Here is a 16,081-nt window from a genome sequence, read left to right as displayed (position 1 = left end):
CCAATGCTTAAAGCTTTGCTAAGGAGCGCAGGATAAAACTGACATATCTGCCCTTCCAATTCCTGCGAGCACCGATGATTTTCTCCCGCATCAGTTTCAAGCTGGTCCTGATTGTCGGCATCAGCCTCCTCGGCATGGTCGCGCTGGTGCCGCTCGCGCTATCCACCCTGCGCGCGCAGATGATCGCCGACCGTCAGGCCAAGACGCAGCACATGGTGGATGTCGGCTACGGCATCCTGGCGCATTACCAGAAGCTCGAGAGCGAAGGAAAACTCTCGCGCGAGCAGGCCCAGGCCGGGGCAATGGCCGAAATCAAGAGCCTGCGCTATGACAAGGTCGAGTATTTCTGGATCAATGACATGGCCCCCAAGATGGTCATGCACCCGATCAAGCCCGAGCTCGACGGCAAGGACCTCTCCGGGATGAAGGATCCCGCGGGCAACGCGCTGTTCATGGGCTTCGTAGACGTCGTCAACAAGCAGGGCGCGGGCTTCTACGGCTATCTCTGGCCGAAGCCCGGGTTCGACCAGCCGGTCGGGAAAATCTCCTATGTGAAGGGCTTTGCGCCCTGGGGCTGGATCATCGGTACCGGCATCTATCTCGATGATGTCGACGCCGTCTTCCGCCAGAATGCGATGACGTTCGGCTATTTATGCCTCGCCGTGCTGGTCCTGGTCCTCGGCGCCTCCTTCCTGATTGGGCGAAGCGTCACCCGGCCGCTGGCCAGGATCACCGGGCTGACCGAGCGGCTCGCCGCCGGCGATAGCGCGTTCGATGTGCCCTACACCGACCGCCGCGACGAGGTTGGCGGGCTCGCCAAGGCGCTCGCCATATTCAAGGACAATGCGTCGGCGGTCAGCCGGATGCATGACGAGCAGCAGGAGTTGAAGCAGAAGGCCGACGACGAGAAGCGCAGGGCGATGGCCGATCTTGCCGGCAAGTTCGAGGCAAGCGTTCAGGCTGTCGTGCGCGATGTCTTCAACGAGGCGCGCGCGATGCAGCAGGCCGCGCAGGGCATGGCGGAGACCGCGAACAAGGCGACCGACCGCGCGAGCTTCGTCGCCACCGCCTGCCAGCAGGCCTCGAGCAACGTGCAGACGGTGGCCTCGGCCGCCGGCGAGCTGTCGTCCTCGATCGCCGAAATCAGCCAGCGCGTCGCGCAGGCCGCCAGCGTGGCCGACAAGGCCGCCGCCGATGGTCAGCGCACCAACGACACCGTGCAGGGACTGGCCGCCGCCGCGCACAAGATCGGCGAGGTCATCGACCTCATCAATCAGATCGCCTCGCAGACCAATCTGCTCGCGCTCAACGCCACCATCGAGGCAGCGCGCGCCGGCGAAGCCGGCAAGGGCTTTGCGGTGGTCGCGAGCGAAGTGAAATCGCTGGCGAGCCAGACCGCCAAGGCGACCGACGAGATCGGGGCGCAGATCACCGCGATCCAGGCCGAGACCAACCAGGTGGTTGGCAACATCGAGAGCATTCGCAAAACCATCATGGAGGTCAACGAGATCTCCTCGTCGATCGCAGCGGCGGTCGAGGAGCAGGGCGCTGCGACCCAGGCGATCGCCCACAGCGTGCAGGAGGCGGCCGCCGGTACCGACCAGGTCTCGCAAAATATCTCCGGCGTCACCGATGCCACGGCGGCGACAGGCCAGGCCGCCGGTCTCGTGCTGCAATCGAGCGGCCGGCTGACGCAGAAGCTGCAATCGCTGGAGAACGAGGTCAGCGTCTTCGTTGCGGGCGTGCGGGCGGCCTGATCGTCGCCGATCCGTCTGCCGTGACGTGGACTATTGGCCTCGTCACGGCGCATGCGACTGGATCGAAATTCCGGCCTGCGGGAGCGGTCATTGCGACCGTCCTTCTCGCTCTTGACCGCTGCGGTTAAAGTGAAGAAGCAGGATCATCGAACCTGCCGACCCGCGCCGGGCCTCGCGGGCAAGGAGACCGTTGCATGTCGTTCAAGAAGCTCCTGATCGCCAACCGCGGCGAGATCGCCATCCGCATCGCGCGCGCCGCGGCCGAGGCCGGCATCATGACCGTTGCGATCCACCCCGCCGACGATGCGCTGTCGCTGCATGTGCGTGTTGCCGACGATGCGATCGAGATCGCCGGCCGTGGTGCGCGGGCCTATCTCGACATCGATGCGGTGGTGACGGCAGCGAAAGCGGCCGGTTGCGATGCCGTGCATCCCGGCTACGGCTTTCTCAGCGAGAACGCGGCATTCGCAAGAGCCTGCGCTGACGCGGGCGTCGCTTTCGTCGGGCCGAAGCCGGCAGCGCTCGAGCTGTTCGGCGACAAGGTTGCGGCACGGCAATTGGCGAAGCGCTGCGGTGTGCCGATCATCGCGGGCACCAGCGGGCCGTCCTCACTGGAGGAGATCACAGCCTTCTTCGCCTCGCTCGGCAGCAGCGCCGCGATTGTGATCAAGGCGATGGCCGGCGGTGGCGGTCGCGGCATGCGCGTCGTGGACAATGCCACCGATCTCGCGGAAGCCTATGCGCGCTGCCAGTCCGAAGCCAAGGCGGCGTTCGGCTTCGACGGTGTCTATGCCGAGCGGCTGATCCGGCAGGCCCGCCATATCGAGGTGCAGATCATCGGCGACCGCTTTGGCGCGATCTCTCACCTCTGGGAGCGCGAATGCACCATCCAGCGCCGGCACCAGAAGCTGATCGAGGTCGCGCCGAGTCCCTCGCTGAGCGATGGCTTGCGCGGCCGCATCATCGAGGCGGCAAAGCACCTCGCCGCGGCGGCCTCTTACGACAACCTCGGCACGTTCGAGTTCCTGGTCGATGGCAGCGCCGACGACAGCTTTGCCTTCATCGAGGCCAATCCGCGGCTCCAGGTCGAGCACACCGTGACGGAAGAGGTGCTCGGCCTCGACCTCGTCCGCGCTCAGCTCGCGGTCACCGCAGGTGCGACGCTCGCCTCGATCGGCTTTGCGCAAGTGGATATTCCGAAGCCGCGCGGCTATGCCATGCAGCTTCGCGTCAACATGGAGACGCTGGACGAAACGGGGGCGACGCACCCGACCGGCGGCGTGCTTGCCGTGTTCGAGCCGCCGTCAGGGCCCGGCGTTCGCGTCGATAGCTTTGGCTATGCCGGCTATAAGACCAGCGCGGCATTCGACTCGCTGCTGGCGAAGGTCATCGTGCATACGCCAGTCGATGCCTGGCACGACGTTGTCGCGAAGGCCTCGCGCGCCTTGCGCGAGTTCCGGATCGACGGCGTCGTCACCAACATCGCCTTCCTTCAGGCCGTGCTTGCGCATCCCGATTTCAGGATCAACCGCATCGCGACCGATTTCATCGACCGCAATATCGGCAAGCTCGTGGACGCATCCGACGGTGCTGCAAAGCCGCTGTACTTTGCCGCGAGCGAGCGAAGCAGCGCTCACGGCACCGAGGCGAACGTCGCGCAAGTCGTGCCCGAAGGGGCGGTGATGGTCGCGGCCCCCTTGCAGGGAACCATCGTCACCGTCCAAGTGAAGGAAGGCGAGATCGTCCGCCCCGGCCAGCAGCTCGCCGTGATCGAATCCATGAAGATGGAGCACCTCGTCATGGCCGAGCAGGGTGGCCGGGTCATGAAGCTCGCTGCCGCCGACGGCGTCACGCTGATGCATGGCGAGCCGATTCTTTTTCTGGAACCGCTCGACGTCGCGGCGGATAGCACGGCGGCGGAAGCCGACATCGATCTCGATCACATCCGTCCCGACCTCGCGGAGCTGATCGCCCGTCAGGCCAATACGCTCGACGAGAACCGCCCCGCCGCGGTCGAACGCCGCCGCAACACCAACCAGCGCACCGCGCGCGAGAACGTTGCCCAGCTCGTCGACGCCGGCTCGTTCATGGAGTATGGCAGCCTCGCGATTGCGGCCCAGCGCCGCCGGCGCAAGCTCGACGATCTCATCAAGAACACGCCGGCCGACGGCCTCGTCATGGGCATTGCCACCGTCAACGCCGAGAAGTTCGGCCCGCAAGGCGGGCGCTGCATCGTCGTGGCTTATGACTACACCGTGCTCGCGGGTACGCAGGGCCACATGAACCACAAGAAGATCGACCGCATGCTGACGCTGGCGGAGGATTGGCGCGTGCCGCTGGTGTTCTACGCCGAAGGCGGCGGGGGCCGGCCCGGCGACACCGACCGGCTCGGCATGACCGGCCTGGACGGGCCGTCCTTCGTGCAGTTCGCAAGGTTGTCCGGCCTCGTGCCCGTAGTCGGTGTCGTCTCCGGCTATTGCTTCGCCGGCAATGCTGCGATGCTCGGCTGCTGCGACGTCATCATCGCGACCAAGAGCGCCTCGATCGGCATGGGCGGCCCGGCAATGATCGAGGGCGGCGGGCTCGGCGTCTATCATCCGGCCGAGGTCGGGCCGGTCTCGTTCCAGGCGCCGAACGGAGTCATCGACATCCTCGTCGAAGACGAAGAGGAGGCAACGCGCGTTGCGCAGAAATACCTGTCCTATTTCCAGGGCGCGGTGTCGAATTGGGAGGCCGCCGACCAGCGCCTGCTCCGCCGCGCCATCCCCGAAAACCGTCTTCGCGTCTACGACATCCGCCGCGTGATCGAGCTCGTCGCGGACAAGGGCTCCGTGCTGGAGCTGCGCCGCGACTACGGCGTCGGCATGATCACCGCGCTGATCCGCATCGAGGGCAAGCCGTTCGGCCTGATTGCCAACAATCCGCGCCATCTCGGCGGCGCGATCGATGCCGATGCCGGCGACAAGGCCGCGCGTTTCCTCCAGCTCTGCGACGCTTTCGATCTGCCCATCGTCTCGCTCTGCGACACACCCGGCTTCATGGTCGGCCCGGAAGCGGAGAAGACCGCGATCGTGCGCCACGTCTCGCGCATGTTCGTGACCGGCGCCAGCCTCACCGTGCCTTTATTCGGCGTCGTGCTGCGCAAGGGCTACGGGCTCGGCGCGCAGTCGATGATCGGCGGCGGCTTCCACGCCTCGTTCTTCACCGCGGCTTGGCCGACCGGCGAGTTTGGCGGCATGGGGCTGGAGGGCTATGTCCGTCTCGGCTTCCGCAAGGAGATGGAGGCGATCGCCGATCCCGCAGAGCGCGAGACCTACTACCGCAACAAGGTCGCCGAGCTCTATGCCAACGGCAAGGCAGTTTCGATTGCCTCGGTGTTCGAGATCGACAACGTCATCGACCCCGCCGAGACGCGGCGCTGGATCATGGCGGGCCTGCGCTCAGTGCCGAAGCCGCCCGCGCGGACGGGCAAGAAGCGGCCGTGCATCGATACGTGGTGAGCGCGGTGCAGCAATTTTGACCGCGCCGCGTACGTTCCCGGTTCCCGATTGACATCCCCGCCCGCAGTGCCAGACTTTGCACAATAATACAGGGTGGAGACGTCCGCGATGGCCAGCCTTTCGGCCTCGAACCATGTCGCCCGTGTCTTGTCCGTCGCCAATCACGTGGCCGACGTCGATGCCTCTTCGCGGATTGCCAATTCCTGGCGGCGCTGCCTGGTCAATCACAAGCTCGATCCCGCCCGCCGCGGGCCGCCGCAGACGCTGACCGAAGCCGAGATCCGTCACGTTGCCGAGCCGATGGAGGAGACGATCAGGCTCGCAACGCCCGAGCTCGACGATCTCGCCACGGTGCTGCGCGAGGCCGGCTATTGCGTCAATCTCGCGGACGCGAGCGCGACCATGCTGTTAAGCCGGTTGCCGGGCGAGGCCGACGCCGACATCTTCCTGCGCTGGAAGGTCTACACCGGCTCCAATTTTTCGGAGGCCTTCGAAGGCACCAACGGACTCGGCACCTGCCTTGCGGAGCAGAAACCGATCCTGGTGCATCGGGACGAGCATTTTCGCGAGCAGTGGAGCATCTTCTCCTGCGCGGTGACGCCCTTGTTCGACCAAGCGGGTCGCATTGCTGGCGCCGTCAACATCACGTCGTGTCGTGATGACCTCAGCCGCGCCGCGCATCAGCTTGCGCTCGCGGTGACGATGGCTGCGGCGCGGCGAATGGAGGACGCGATCTTCCGCGGTCATTTCCGCGACGCCTGGGTTGCGACCGTGCCTGGAGACGGCGGCCGCGGCCTGCTCGCCTATGACGATGATCGGCGCATCGTCGGCGCCTGCCGTTCGGCGCGTGCGCTGCTGGGCCTGACCGACGGCATGATCGCGTCCGGCATCGATCTATCACGCTATGTCAGGTTCGTTCGTCACGCAGCGCGCGGCGCGGACGAGATCGTCGAGCTGCGCCGGGCCGACGGCAGTCCGTTAGGCCGGGGCCGTGTCGCGCCGCCGTTGCGTGCGAGGGCGCGTCGGCCGGCCCCGCGCGGCGACGGCTCCGTCGATCGCTTCGTCGCGCTGCACCGGCTCGCCGGTGGCGACCCCGGACTGATCAGAAGCGTGAAACGGCTCAAGCGCGTCAGTGACCACAATCTGCCGGTGCTGCTGCATGGCGAGACCGGCGTCGGCAAGGACGTGTTCGCGCGCGCCATTCATGCGGCCAGCAACCGCGCGCGCAACAATTATGTCGCGCTGAACTGCGCGGCGATGCCGGAGAGCCTGATCGACGCCGAGCTGTTCGGCTACGAGGCCGGCGCCTTCACCGGCGCGCGGCGCGACGGCTCGAAAGGCCTGATCGTGCAGGCCGATGGCGGCACGCTGTTCCTGGACGAGATCGGCGACATGCCGATCGCGCTCCAGACCCGCTTGCTGCGCGTGCTGGAAAACCGCGAGGTCTGGCCGCTCGGCGCGCTCAAGCCTGTCGCCGTCGACATCCGCCTGATCAGCGCCACCCACCGCGATCTCGGCCGCATGGCCGAGGAGGGCGCCTTCCGCGCCGACCTCTATTTCCGCCTGCGCGGCATGGAGGTGCGATTGCCGGCGTTGCGTGAGCGCGCCGACCGCGACGACGTCATTCGGCAGATCGCACGCGAGGAGGCGCCGAACTGCCGAGTCTCGGATGAAGCCTGGTCGCAGCTCGTGGCCTATCCGTTCCCCGGCAACATGCGCCAACTCCGCCACGTGCTGCGGCTTGCCGGCTGCACCGCGGAGGACGGTGTCATCACCGATGCCGATCTCGATTTGCCGCGGTTCGGAAAGGCGGAGCCGGATCTCGAAGCGGCCGAGCGCGCCACGATCGTCGAGGCGCTGCGCAGGCAGGGTGGTCGCGTCACCGAGGCAGCACGCGCGCTGAAGCTCAGCCGCGCGACGCTCTATCGCAAGATCAAGCTGCTGAAGATCGAGACGACGCAGTAGTGTCGAGAAAACGAGCCGCTCCCGCGAGCGGGGCGAGAGAGCACACCGCCACTGCCGCCGTCACGAAAAATCCGTCCAGCTCAGATGCCGTGCATCGATGTCGCCAATCGTCACGCCCTCGCGGATCTCCTGCGGCCTGTGAAAATTACCGCGCAGATAGACCAGCGGCTTGGCGGCATCCGCATGCGACACGCCGCGCACCTCGCCGATGAAGATCGAATGCGTCTTCGTCTCGAACTCCTGCGCCAGCACGCAGTCGAAAGCCGCGACCGCGTCCGTCAGCACCGGCGCGCCGGTCTTGCCTCGCGTCCATTGTCCGAAAGCGAAGCGGTCGTCGCCGTTGACGCCTTTCTGGCCGCTGAAAGTCAGCGCCAGCAGGGCGTGATCCTCGTGCAGGAAGTTGATTGCAAATGCGCCTTCCTCGCGGATGCGCCCGTGTGCGCTGGCGCTACGGTTGACGCAGACGATCAGCGACGGCGGATTGTCAGAGAGCGAGCAGGCCGACGTCACGGTCAGTCCGGTGCGTTTGCCGTGCTGGGCGCCGACCGTCACCAGCGCAACCGCGCCGGCGCATTGGCGCATCGCCTGCTTGAAATCCTTGGCGTCGACCGTCACGCGGAAATCTCCGAGATTGGGTGGGTGCGGCACGATCGCGCCGCACCCATACCGGGTCAAGCCGCCTTGCGCGCCGAGCCGAGATGCGTCAGGCGCGGCATCACCTCGTTTTTCAGCAGCGACAGCGAATGATGCCAGGCTTCGGCCTTGTGCTTGTAGTCGAAGCCGAACACCAGGAGGACGCCGAAGCCGCCGACCTCGTCGTAGATCTTCTCGATCTTCTCGGCGACGGTCGCCGGCGAGCCGACGATCCAGTTCCGCTTGGCGCAATATTCGACGGTGACGTCGCTGTCGGGCACGTCAGGCGCGTGCTTGAGGTAGTCCTTGAAGCCGAAATGGCCGAGCAGCGGCAGGAAGTATTCGCTCATCATCCGGCCCATCATGTCGCCGGTCGAGAGCTTCCAGGCTTCCTCGTCGGTATCGGCAACGAACACTTCTCGCACCAGCCGCCAGTCCTGTCGGTTCGGTTTGCGTCCGGTCTTGGCGGCGCCGATCTCGACCGAATCCCAATGGCTCGAGACATAGGCCGGGTTGAGGTTGAGGCTCATCGGAATGAATCCGCGCTCGCCCGCCAGTTTTAGCGTGTCCGAATTCTTGGAAAGCCCGGCGACGCCGATCGGCGGATGCGGCGCCTGGAACGGCTTGATGTGAGGCTTGAGGAAGTCGAACATCGTGTCAGGCTTGGTCACCGTCCAGAACTTGCCCTTGTGGGTGAAGGGCGCCGGCTCGGTCCACAGCTTCAGGATGATCTCCAGCGCCTCGCGGGTCATGTCGCGGTTCTGCCCGCTCATGCCGTCGACGTTGAACATCGCCCAGTCGCTCGGCAGGCCGCTCGCCGCGACGCCGAAATTGAGACGGCCCTCGGAGAGATGATCGAGCATCGCGACGCGATTGGCGAGCTCGGCCGGGTGATGGTAGGGCAGCAGGAAGCCGCCCGGTCCGATGCGAAGATTCTTGGTCTGCATCAGCGCCTGTGCGATTAGAAGATCCGGCGTCGGGTTGGGTTCCCAGGGCGCGGTGTGGTGCTCGCCGACCCAGGCCTCCTGATAACCGAGCTCGTCGAGCCAGCGCATGACCTGCAGGTCCCAGTCGTTCCCTTCCTTCAGGCCGCACTCCGGCGGATGCGAGGGCATCGTGAAATAGCCGATCTCCATGGGTTTCCTCATCTGATGTTGACGCGTCTTGTTGCGCGTTGACGGAGTTGAGTGGCGAAGCTTCAGCAAGCGGTGTGCCAGCGCGGCGGGGCTTCAAATCGATGAGAAAGGGCTGGTTTGCCCTCGCAATCGCCGGTATCTCGGCACAGACTTGCAACATGTCGTCTCATTGTCGCGAGACGACGTCTTAGCTGCAAGACGAGGACAGTTTCGAATGACCGAACCCGCCTACGCCGCGGTGGACTGGGGCACCAGCAGCTTTCGGCTCTGGCTGATCGATCGTGCCGGTCAGGTGCTGGCGGAACGCCGCAGCGGCGAGGGCATGCTGGCTGCGGCCAAGACCGGCTTCCCTGCCGTGCTGCAATCGCATCTTGCAGCCGTCGAAGCGCCGGATCATCTGCCGGTTCTCGTCTGCGGCATGGCCGGCGCCAAGACGGGCTGGGTCGAGACCGGCTATGTCGACACGCCGGCGCCACTTGCCGCCATCCTGAAGCAGGCTGCGCTCGTACCGGGCGAGCTGCGCGACATCCGCATCCTGCCGGGCATCGCGCAGCGCGATGCAAACACGCCGGACGTGATGCGCGGCGAGGAGACGCAATTGCTCGGCGCGCTCGGACTCGATGCCGCCGGCGAGGCGCTGGTCTGCATGCCCGGCACGCATTCGAAATGGGTCCGCGTGAAGGGTGGCATTGTCGAGCACTTCTCGACCTTCATGACCGGCGAGCTCTTCAGTGTCGTCTCGCGCGAGACGATCCTGTCGCTCGCGGTCGTCGGAGCCGATGACGCCGAGGACGTCGCAAGCTTCAAGGCGGCGGTGGTTGCTGCATTCAAGGCGCCGGCCTTCGCCGCCAATCTTCTGTTCACCGCGCGCTCGCGGCAGCTCCTGTTCGGCGGCACGCCGGCCGCGGCGCGCGAAACGGTATCGGGTACCCTCATTGGCGTTGAGCTCGCAGCGGGCCTTTCGGGCGCCGTCCCGAAAGCCGGCGTCACGCTGATTGCCTCCGGCCGGCTCGCGACGCTGTATCGGCTCGCCTTCGAGGCGTTAGCAGTCACCGTGCAGCCGATTGACGCCGATGAAGCCGTTCGCCGCGGTCTTTCGATGGCGGCCGCCGCGATCTGGATGAAATGAGAGGAATCTTGAAATGAGCGTTGCCTTTCCGCCGATGAAGCGTCCGCTGGTCGCGATCCTGCGCGGCGTCAAACCGGAGGAAACCGAGGCGATCGTCGGCGTGCTGATCGAGGCTGGCATGACCGCGATCGAGATCCCGCTGAACTCGCCAGATCCGTTCCGCTCGATCGGGACCGCCGCGAAGCTCGCGCCCGCCGGCGTGTTGATCGGCGCCGGCACTGTGCTGACGGCCGCAGACGTCGATCGTCTCAACGACGTCGGCGGCAAGCTGATGGTCTCGCCGAATGTCGATACCGGAGTGCTGGCGCGCGCGCATCAGCACGGCATGGTGACGATGCCCGGCGTGTTCTCGCCGACCGAAGCGCTTCTGGCGGCGCGCGCCGACGCATCGAGCCTGAAGTTCTTTCCGGCGAGCGTGCTCGGCGCGTCCGGCATCGCCGCGATCCGCGCCGTGCTGCCGGCCGGCGTGATGATCGCCGCTGTCGGCGGTGTCTCCGACCAGAATTTTGCCGAATACATCAAGGGCGGCGTGACGGCGTTCGGGCTCGGCTCAAGCCTCTACAAGCCCGGCATGACGGCGACGGACGTTGCCGCTCGCGCAAAGTTGACGATCGCGGCGTACGATCGGGCGATTGCGCAAGCCTGAGCCGCCAATAAACAAGCCGTGATGCCGTCACGGTCCTGCGTTATCCTATCTTGCTGCACCAGCGAGTTCAGGAGACCGACATGGCGATCAACAACATAGCCGATCTGTTCGTGGCGACGCTCGAACAGGCCGGCGTCAAGCGCATCTATGGCATCGTCGGCGATAGCCTGAACGGCCTCACCGAGGCGCTGCGCCGCCGCGGCACCATCGACTGGATCCATGTCCGGCACGAAGAGGTCGCGGCGTTTGCCGCCGCCGGCGAAGCCGAGATGACGGGAAGCCTTGCGGTGTGCGCCGGCTCCTGCGGCCCCGGCAATCTGCATCTGATCAACGGCCTGTTCGACGCGCATCGCAGTCGCGTTCCGGTGCTGGCAATCGCGGCGCAGATCCCCTCGGCCGAGATCGGCGGCGGCTATTTCCAGGAAACGCATCCGCAAAGCCTGTTCCGCGAATGCAGCCATTATTGCGCGCTGGTCTCCGACCCTAGCCAGCTTCCTTACGTGCTGGAGAATGCGATCCGTGCGGCGGTCGGCCTGCGCGGTGTCGCCGTCGTCGCCATGCCCGGCGATGTCGCTTTTCGCAGCCCGCCGAAGCGCGCGCAGTCGACGACGCGCGGGCTTACGCCGGCAGCGCCGAAGGTCGTGCCACAGACGGGTGAGTTGCAAGCGCTCGCGGATCTCTTGAACGGTGCCGAACGCATCACCTTGTTCTGCGGTCGTGGCTGCGCCGGCGCGCATGCGCCGCTGATGCAGTTTGCCGAAACGCTCAAGAGCCCGATCGTGCACGCGCTCGGTGGTAAGGAGCATGTCGAATACGACAATCCCTACGACGTCGGAATGACCGGCTTCATCGGCTTTTCCTCGGGCTACGCGGCCATGCACGCCTGCGACGCGCTGGTGATGCTCGGCACCGATTTCCCCTACAAGCAGTTCTTCCCGACCGACTGCCAGGTCGCGCAGATCGACATCCGCCCCGAAAATCTCGGCCGGCGCTGCAAGATCGATCTCGGCCTCGTCGGCGATGTCCGGCTGACCATCGAGGCGCTGCTGCCGCTCTTGAAGACCAAGACGCAGCGCAGGCATCTCGACGATGCCCTCGCGCACTACAAGAAGGCGCGCGAGGGTCTCGACCAGCTCGCCAGGGGGACGCCGGGAGCCAAGCCGATCCATCCGCAATATCTGGCAAAAGTCATCAGCGACCATGCGTCCGACGATGCCGTGTTCACCGCCGACGTCGGCACGCCCACGGTGTGGGCCGCGCGCTATCTCGACATGAACGGCCGCCGTCGGCTGATCGGCTCCTTCGTGCACGGCTCGATGGCCAATGCCATGCCGCAGGCGATCGGCGCGCAGGCTTCCCAACCCGGCCGCCAGGTGATCTCACTGTCGGGCGACGGCGGCTTCACCATGCTGATGGGCGATCTGATCACCCTGACGCAGATGAAGCTGCCGGTGAAGGTAGTCGTCTTCAACAACGGCGTGCTCGGCTTCGTCGCGCTGGAGATGAAGGCCGCGGGGTTCGTCGATACCAATGTCGATCTGGAGAACCCGGATTTCGCGGCGATGGCGCGCGCGATGGGTATCTTTGCCCAACGCGTCGAAGACCCCGGCGAGCTGCCCGGCGCGATGAAGGAGATGCTGGCTCATAACGGGCCGGCACTGCTCGACGTAGTCACCGCCAAGCAGGAGCTGTCGATGCCGCCGACCATCACGCCCGAGCAGCTCAAGGGCTTCAGCCTCTGGGTGCTGCGCGCCGTGATGAACGGTCGTGGCGACGAGGTGCTGGACCTTGCGAAGACGAATCTGCTGCCGCGTTAACTGCGCTTGGCTGACGGCACCGGTAGCCGCTCGTGGCGGTGCTGGAAGCGCTGCCAGTGCAGCACGGTGCCGATCAGCAGCGCCGGCACGAAGCCGAGCACGATCAGCAAATGCGGCAGCGCCTTCGGCGAGATGAAGGCAATGGCAACGTCCGAAATCAGCCAGAGCGCCGCGAACATCACCGCGAAATCCGTCCGTGGGCAGCGCAGATAATAGAACACGGCAGTGATGACGATGGCAGGCCCGATCGCAATGGCGATCATCACCGCCGTCAGCTCCTTCGGCGTCAGCGCGTCGAGCACCATCGATGCCAGCAGCCAGAGTGCGGCGAACATGGCGACGATGTCGAGCGGATGCCGCAACCCAATACCTCTCGCGGGAACGCGCTATCGTTGTGTCCTGCGCCCCGCCCGTCAAGTGAAATACGCCTATTCCTCGTCACTTCCGGGCGTTGGCCGCAACATGAAATGACCGAAGGCCGTGGCGATCGGCTTGTCCGGATCGTCCTGCCAGGCCCGCGCCTCGAAGGCGACGATGCGCCGCCCCTGCTTCACAATTGATACGTCGGCGAAGGTGTCGAGCGCCCGGCCGGAGCGCAGATAGTTGACGGTGAGGCCGATCGGTTTGGGTGGCGCCGCAGTGCCGAGCTCGCGCGCCACGCCGACGATCGCGGTGGTTTCGAGAAAAGCGCCGGTCATGCCGCCATGGATCGCGGGCAGGATCGGATTGCCGATGATCTTCGGCGAGAACGGCATCGTCAGCGTGGCGTCTCCGTTGACGCGAATGCCGAGGCAGCGCGCGAACGGGCTATTCGCGAACGGGCCATCCGGATCCTCGGGCGCCTCCAGCGTCGGAATGCTGCGCGAATCCATTCTCCGGTCCGCGAGCATGTTGGTGCGGTTGGCGCCGATCATGAAGCAGGCGGTCGCGGTCGCGACCGGATCGTCTTCGGACTCCTGATAGGCGGTGGAGCGGACGAAGGCGATCGAGCGTGTGGTGCGGTAGCAGACGGAATGCGCCTTGATATCGAGGCCCGGCGTTGCCGGCTTCTGATAGTCGATCCGCAGGTCGAGCGTTGCGATCGCGCGCGTGCCGTCGAGCGCGAGCTGCACCGCCATGCCGCAGCTCTCGTCCAGCATCGCGGTGACGACACCGCCATGCAGAACGCCGGTCTCGGTGTCGCCGACGAAGACGGGACGGTAAGGCAGGCTGGACCAGGCCTCACCGGGCGCGAAGCGGTCGAGCTGGAGCCCGCTGATATGGCCGTAATCGGAGCGCCGGCCCTTGATGGCCTCGGCGAGTTCCTCGAAGGGAAGCGTGGTCGATGAGCAAGACATAGCGACGTTCTAGACCAGTGCCGCGCATTGCGCAAAACCCCGCATGTAACCTTCGCACGGTCCTGCAAGGCCGGTTTGGTCTCGACAGAGGCGGCCGAAGCGACGATGGTGGGTGCTTCGTTCGTTCGACCTATCCGCAAGGAGCGCCCATGACCGACCCCGAAACACCCTCGACCGCCCAGGGGCCCGTCACCATTTCGACCTCCAGCTCGGAGCGGGCGCCGATCATCTATTTCGACGGCGCCTCATGCTTCGGCCATCATAACGGCGCGATCCAGATCGAGCTTGCCGCGAATCTCCTGATGCCGGTCGGCGCCGCAGTCAGGGTCGACGTGGTCCAGACCGCGCACCTGCGTTGCAGCGTGGCCGCGGCGCTTGCCCTGCGCGAGGCGCTCGACAAGGCGCTGACGATGTACAAGCAGGGCCAGCAGCAGCCGACGGAGGAGATTCCGGCAGTGAAGAATTGATGGCAGTCGCGCCATTGCAGGGCCTTCATGGTTCGAGACGCGCCGTAAGGCGGCGCTCCTCACCATGAGGGTCAAAATGAGGGTCAAAGATCGCGCTGCGAGGATGACCTCATCTTGAGGGCCCGCCAACGGCAGGCGTCTCGAAGGATGGGCCGCGAGGAATCCGTCGCCAGCTTCCTTGCGGCGGCACTCAGCCCACATGCACCTTCGGCTTCTTGCCGCCGTTCCACTTGCCGTCGAGCGCGCGCTCGATCTGGGCGGCGAGTTGCAGCAAGAGCCCGTCATTGGCCTGCTTGGCGATCGCCTGGATGCCGAGCGGCAGGCCGTGCTCGTGGGTCGCCATTGGCAGCGAGATCGCCGGGATGCCGCAGAGATTGGCGAGCGGCGTGAAGGCGAAATTGCGCCAGAGATTGCCGAACCAGTCGAGCACGTCGGGATTGTCGGAGATCGTGAGATATTCCTTTGTGCCGACCTTCGGCGTCGGCAGCGCGGTGACCGGCGTCAGGATCACGTCCCACTGCTCGAAGAAAGCGCCGAAGCCGCGGGAGGCCGTGTTGAATACGCCTTGCATCTTCGCGCGCTCGGCGAAGCTCGTGTGTCGGCCGGCTTCCCAGATGCGGATGTTCATGGGTTCGATCAGATCTTCCGGCGGCTTCTCCAGCCCGCGCGCGGCGAGCATGTTGGAGATCACCACCGCAAAGTTCGAGATGTAGCAGGTGGTCTGCGCCGCGAACGCAGCGCGGAAATCGAGCTCGGGCAGCGCATAGTCGACGTGATGGCCGAGCCCTTCGAGGAAGCGGCCGGTCTTCTCCAGCTCGGTGGCGATGTGCGACGTTGCGGTGTAATCGCCCCAGGTGTGCGATAGCGCGATCCGGAGCTTGCCGGGATCGCGCTTGATCATCTCGGAATAAGGCTGCGCCGTGGTCCAGAACGGCATGAACTCGCCGGGGGCAGGTCCCCTTGCATGATCGACAAAGGTGGCAGTGTCGCGCACACTGCGCGACTGGCAGCCCTGGATCGAGACGAGGCCGGTGAGATCGGACATGTGCGGTGCGAGCGAGAACACGCCACGCGATACTTTGAGCCCGATATTGCCGTTGACGCCCGCGGGAATGCGGATCGAGCCGCCGCCGTCGGTTGCATGCGCGATCGGCACCACGCCGGCCGCGACCATCGCGGCGCTGCCGGCCGACGAGCCGCAAGTGGTGTAGTCGGTATTCCAGGGATTGCGCGTGACATAGACGGCGGGATTGTCGGCCGAGCTGCAGACGCCGAATTCCGGCGTCGTGGTACGTCCGATCAGGTTGAGGCCAGCCTGGCGGAATTTGCCGGTCAGGAAGGTATCGGCGTCCGCGCGATTGCCGCGCATCAGGAGCGAACCCATCTCCTGGAGGCGGCCCTTCATGGTCGGTCCCAGATCCTTCATCAGGAAAGGCAGGCCGGCGAACGGGCCGGAGAGGTTGGCGCCGTCCTTGGCGGGATCGGCGATCACGTCCTCGAACAGCTCGACCACGCCCGACAGCGCCGGATTGACCTTGGCGACGCCCGCCGCGGCCTGCCGCGCCAGTTCCTTCGCCGTCAGCTCGCCGTTGCGGACGCGCGCGGCCAGCGCCACGCCGTCGTGCTGCGCCCATTCATTCCAGCTCATCGGCAAAGTCATGTCGGCAAAATCCTCTTGATGCGGCGCTACCTTT

12 protein-coding genes are annotated in these 16,081 nt (G+C 65.7%); 7 read left to right on the top strand and 5 right to left on the bottom strand.

What is annotated here, in order from left to right; translation table 11 throughout:
* Window positions 1-74: 74 nt before the first annotated feature.
* The 3 genes from IVA91_RS21055 to IVA91_RS21045 all read left to right on the top strand — a co-directional run bounded on the left by IVA91_RS21055 (window position 75) and on the right by IVA91_RS21045 (window position 7,222).
* Window positions 75-1,757 (top strand): cache domain-containing protein, encoded by a 1,683-nt coding sequence (locus IVA91_RS21055; RefSeq protein WP_247277451.1) that lies wholly within the window; start codon window positions 75-77, stop codon window positions 1,755-1,757.
* Window positions 1,758-1,951: 194 nt separating this feature from the next.
* Entirely contained in the window at window positions 1,952-5,257 is a 3,306-nt protein-coding gene (locus IVA91_RS21050; RefSeq protein WP_247277450.1) for a carboxyl transferase domain-containing protein, read from the top strand.
* 108 nt (window positions 5,258-5,365) lie between these two features.
* On the top strand, window positions 5,366-7,222 hold the full coding sequence (locus IVA91_RS21045; protein ID WP_247414945.1) for a sigma-54-dependent Fis family transcriptional regulator: 1,857 nt from the start codon (window positions 5,366-5,368) through the stop codon (window positions 7,220-7,222).
* 60 nt (window positions 7,223-7,282) lie between these two features.
* Here IVA91_RS21045 and IVA91_RS21040 read toward each other — a convergent pair whose 3' ends face one another.
* Window positions 7,283-7,837, bottom strand: a complete 555-nt coding sequence (locus tag IVA91_RS21040) for a flavin reductase family protein (RefSeq protein ID WP_247414943.1) — start codon at window positions 7,835-7,837, stop codon at window positions 7,283-7,285.
* Between the two features lie 56 nt (window positions 7,838-7,893).
* Window positions 7,894-8,991 carry an LLM class flavin-dependent oxidoreductase gene (locus IVA91_RS21035; RefSeq protein WP_247414941.1) on the bottom strand — a complete coding sequence of 366 codons (1,098 nt, stop codon included), beginning with the start codon at window positions 8,989-8,991 and terminating at the stop codon, window positions 7,894-7,896.
* A 214-nt stretch (window positions 8,992-9,205) separates the two neighbouring features.
* Here IVA91_RS21035 and IVA91_RS21030 point away from each other — a divergent pair, with 214 nt between their 5' ends.
* The 3 genes from IVA91_RS21030 (at window position 9,206) to poxB (ending at window position 12,583) form a co-directional block, all read left to right on the top strand.
* On the top strand, window positions 9,206-10,120 hold the full coding sequence (locus IVA91_RS21030; protein ID WP_247277446.1) for a 2-dehydro-3-deoxygalactonokinase: 915 nt from the start codon (window positions 9,206-9,208) through the stop codon (window positions 10,118-10,120).
* 13 nt (window positions 10,121-10,133) lie between these two features.
* Window positions 10,134-10,766, top strand: coding sequence for a 2-dehydro-3-deoxy-6-phosphogalactonate aldolase (locus IVA91_RS21025; protein ID WP_247277445.1), 633 nt, complete (start codon window positions 10,134-10,136; stop codon window positions 10,764-10,766).
* An 80-nt stretch (window positions 10,767-10,846) separates the two neighbouring features.
* Window positions 10,847-12,583, top strand: coding sequence for a ubiquinone-dependent pyruvate dehydrogenase (gene poxB, locus IVA91_RS21020; RefSeq protein ID WP_247459110.1), 1,737 nt, complete (start codon window positions 10,847-10,849; stop codon window positions 12,581-12,583).
* Here the strand turns inward: poxB and IVA91_RS21015 are convergent.
* Both IVA91_RS21015 and IVA91_RS21010 read right to left on the bottom strand, forming a co-directional pair.
* Entirely contained in the window at window positions 12,580-12,945 is a 366-nt protein-coding gene (locus IVA91_RS21015; protein WP_247277443.1) for a hypothetical protein, read from the bottom strand. The two genes, poxB and IVA91_RS21015, sit on opposite strands and share 4 nt — an antisense overlap.
* Window positions 12,946-13,011: 66 nt before the next feature.
* Complete coding sequence (locus IVA91_RS21010; RefSeq protein WP_247277442.1) at window positions 13,012-13,920, bottom strand: PaaI family thioesterase; 909 nt, start codon at window positions 13,918-13,920, stop codon at window positions 13,012-13,014.
* A gap of 149 nt (window positions 13,921-14,069) precedes the next feature.
* Between IVA91_RS21010 and IVA91_RS21005 the strand changes: the two genes are divergently transcribed.
* Window positions 14,070-14,387 carry a hypothetical protein gene (locus IVA91_RS21005; RefSeq protein WP_247277441.1) on the top strand — a complete coding sequence of 106 codons (318 nt, stop codon included), beginning with the start codon at window positions 14,070-14,072 and terminating at the stop codon, window positions 14,385-14,387.
* Window positions 14,388-14,577: 190 nt separating this feature from the next.
* Here IVA91_RS21005 and IVA91_RS21000 read toward each other — a convergent pair whose 3' ends face one another.
* A complete protein-coding gene (locus IVA91_RS21000; RefSeq protein WP_247277440.1) occupies window positions 14,578-16,047 on the bottom strand; it encodes an amidase in 1,470 nt (489 codons plus the stop codon).
* Window positions 16,048-16,081: the final 34 nt, after the last annotated feature.

The organism is Bradyrhizobium sp. 153, from assembly GCF_023073835.1.
Lineage (GTDB): Bacteria > Pseudomonadota > Alphaproteobacteria > Rhizobiales > Xanthobacteraceae > Bradyrhizobium.
Note: the sequence above shows the minus strand (reverse complement) of the source record. Positions and strands in the feature narration are given on the sequence as shown.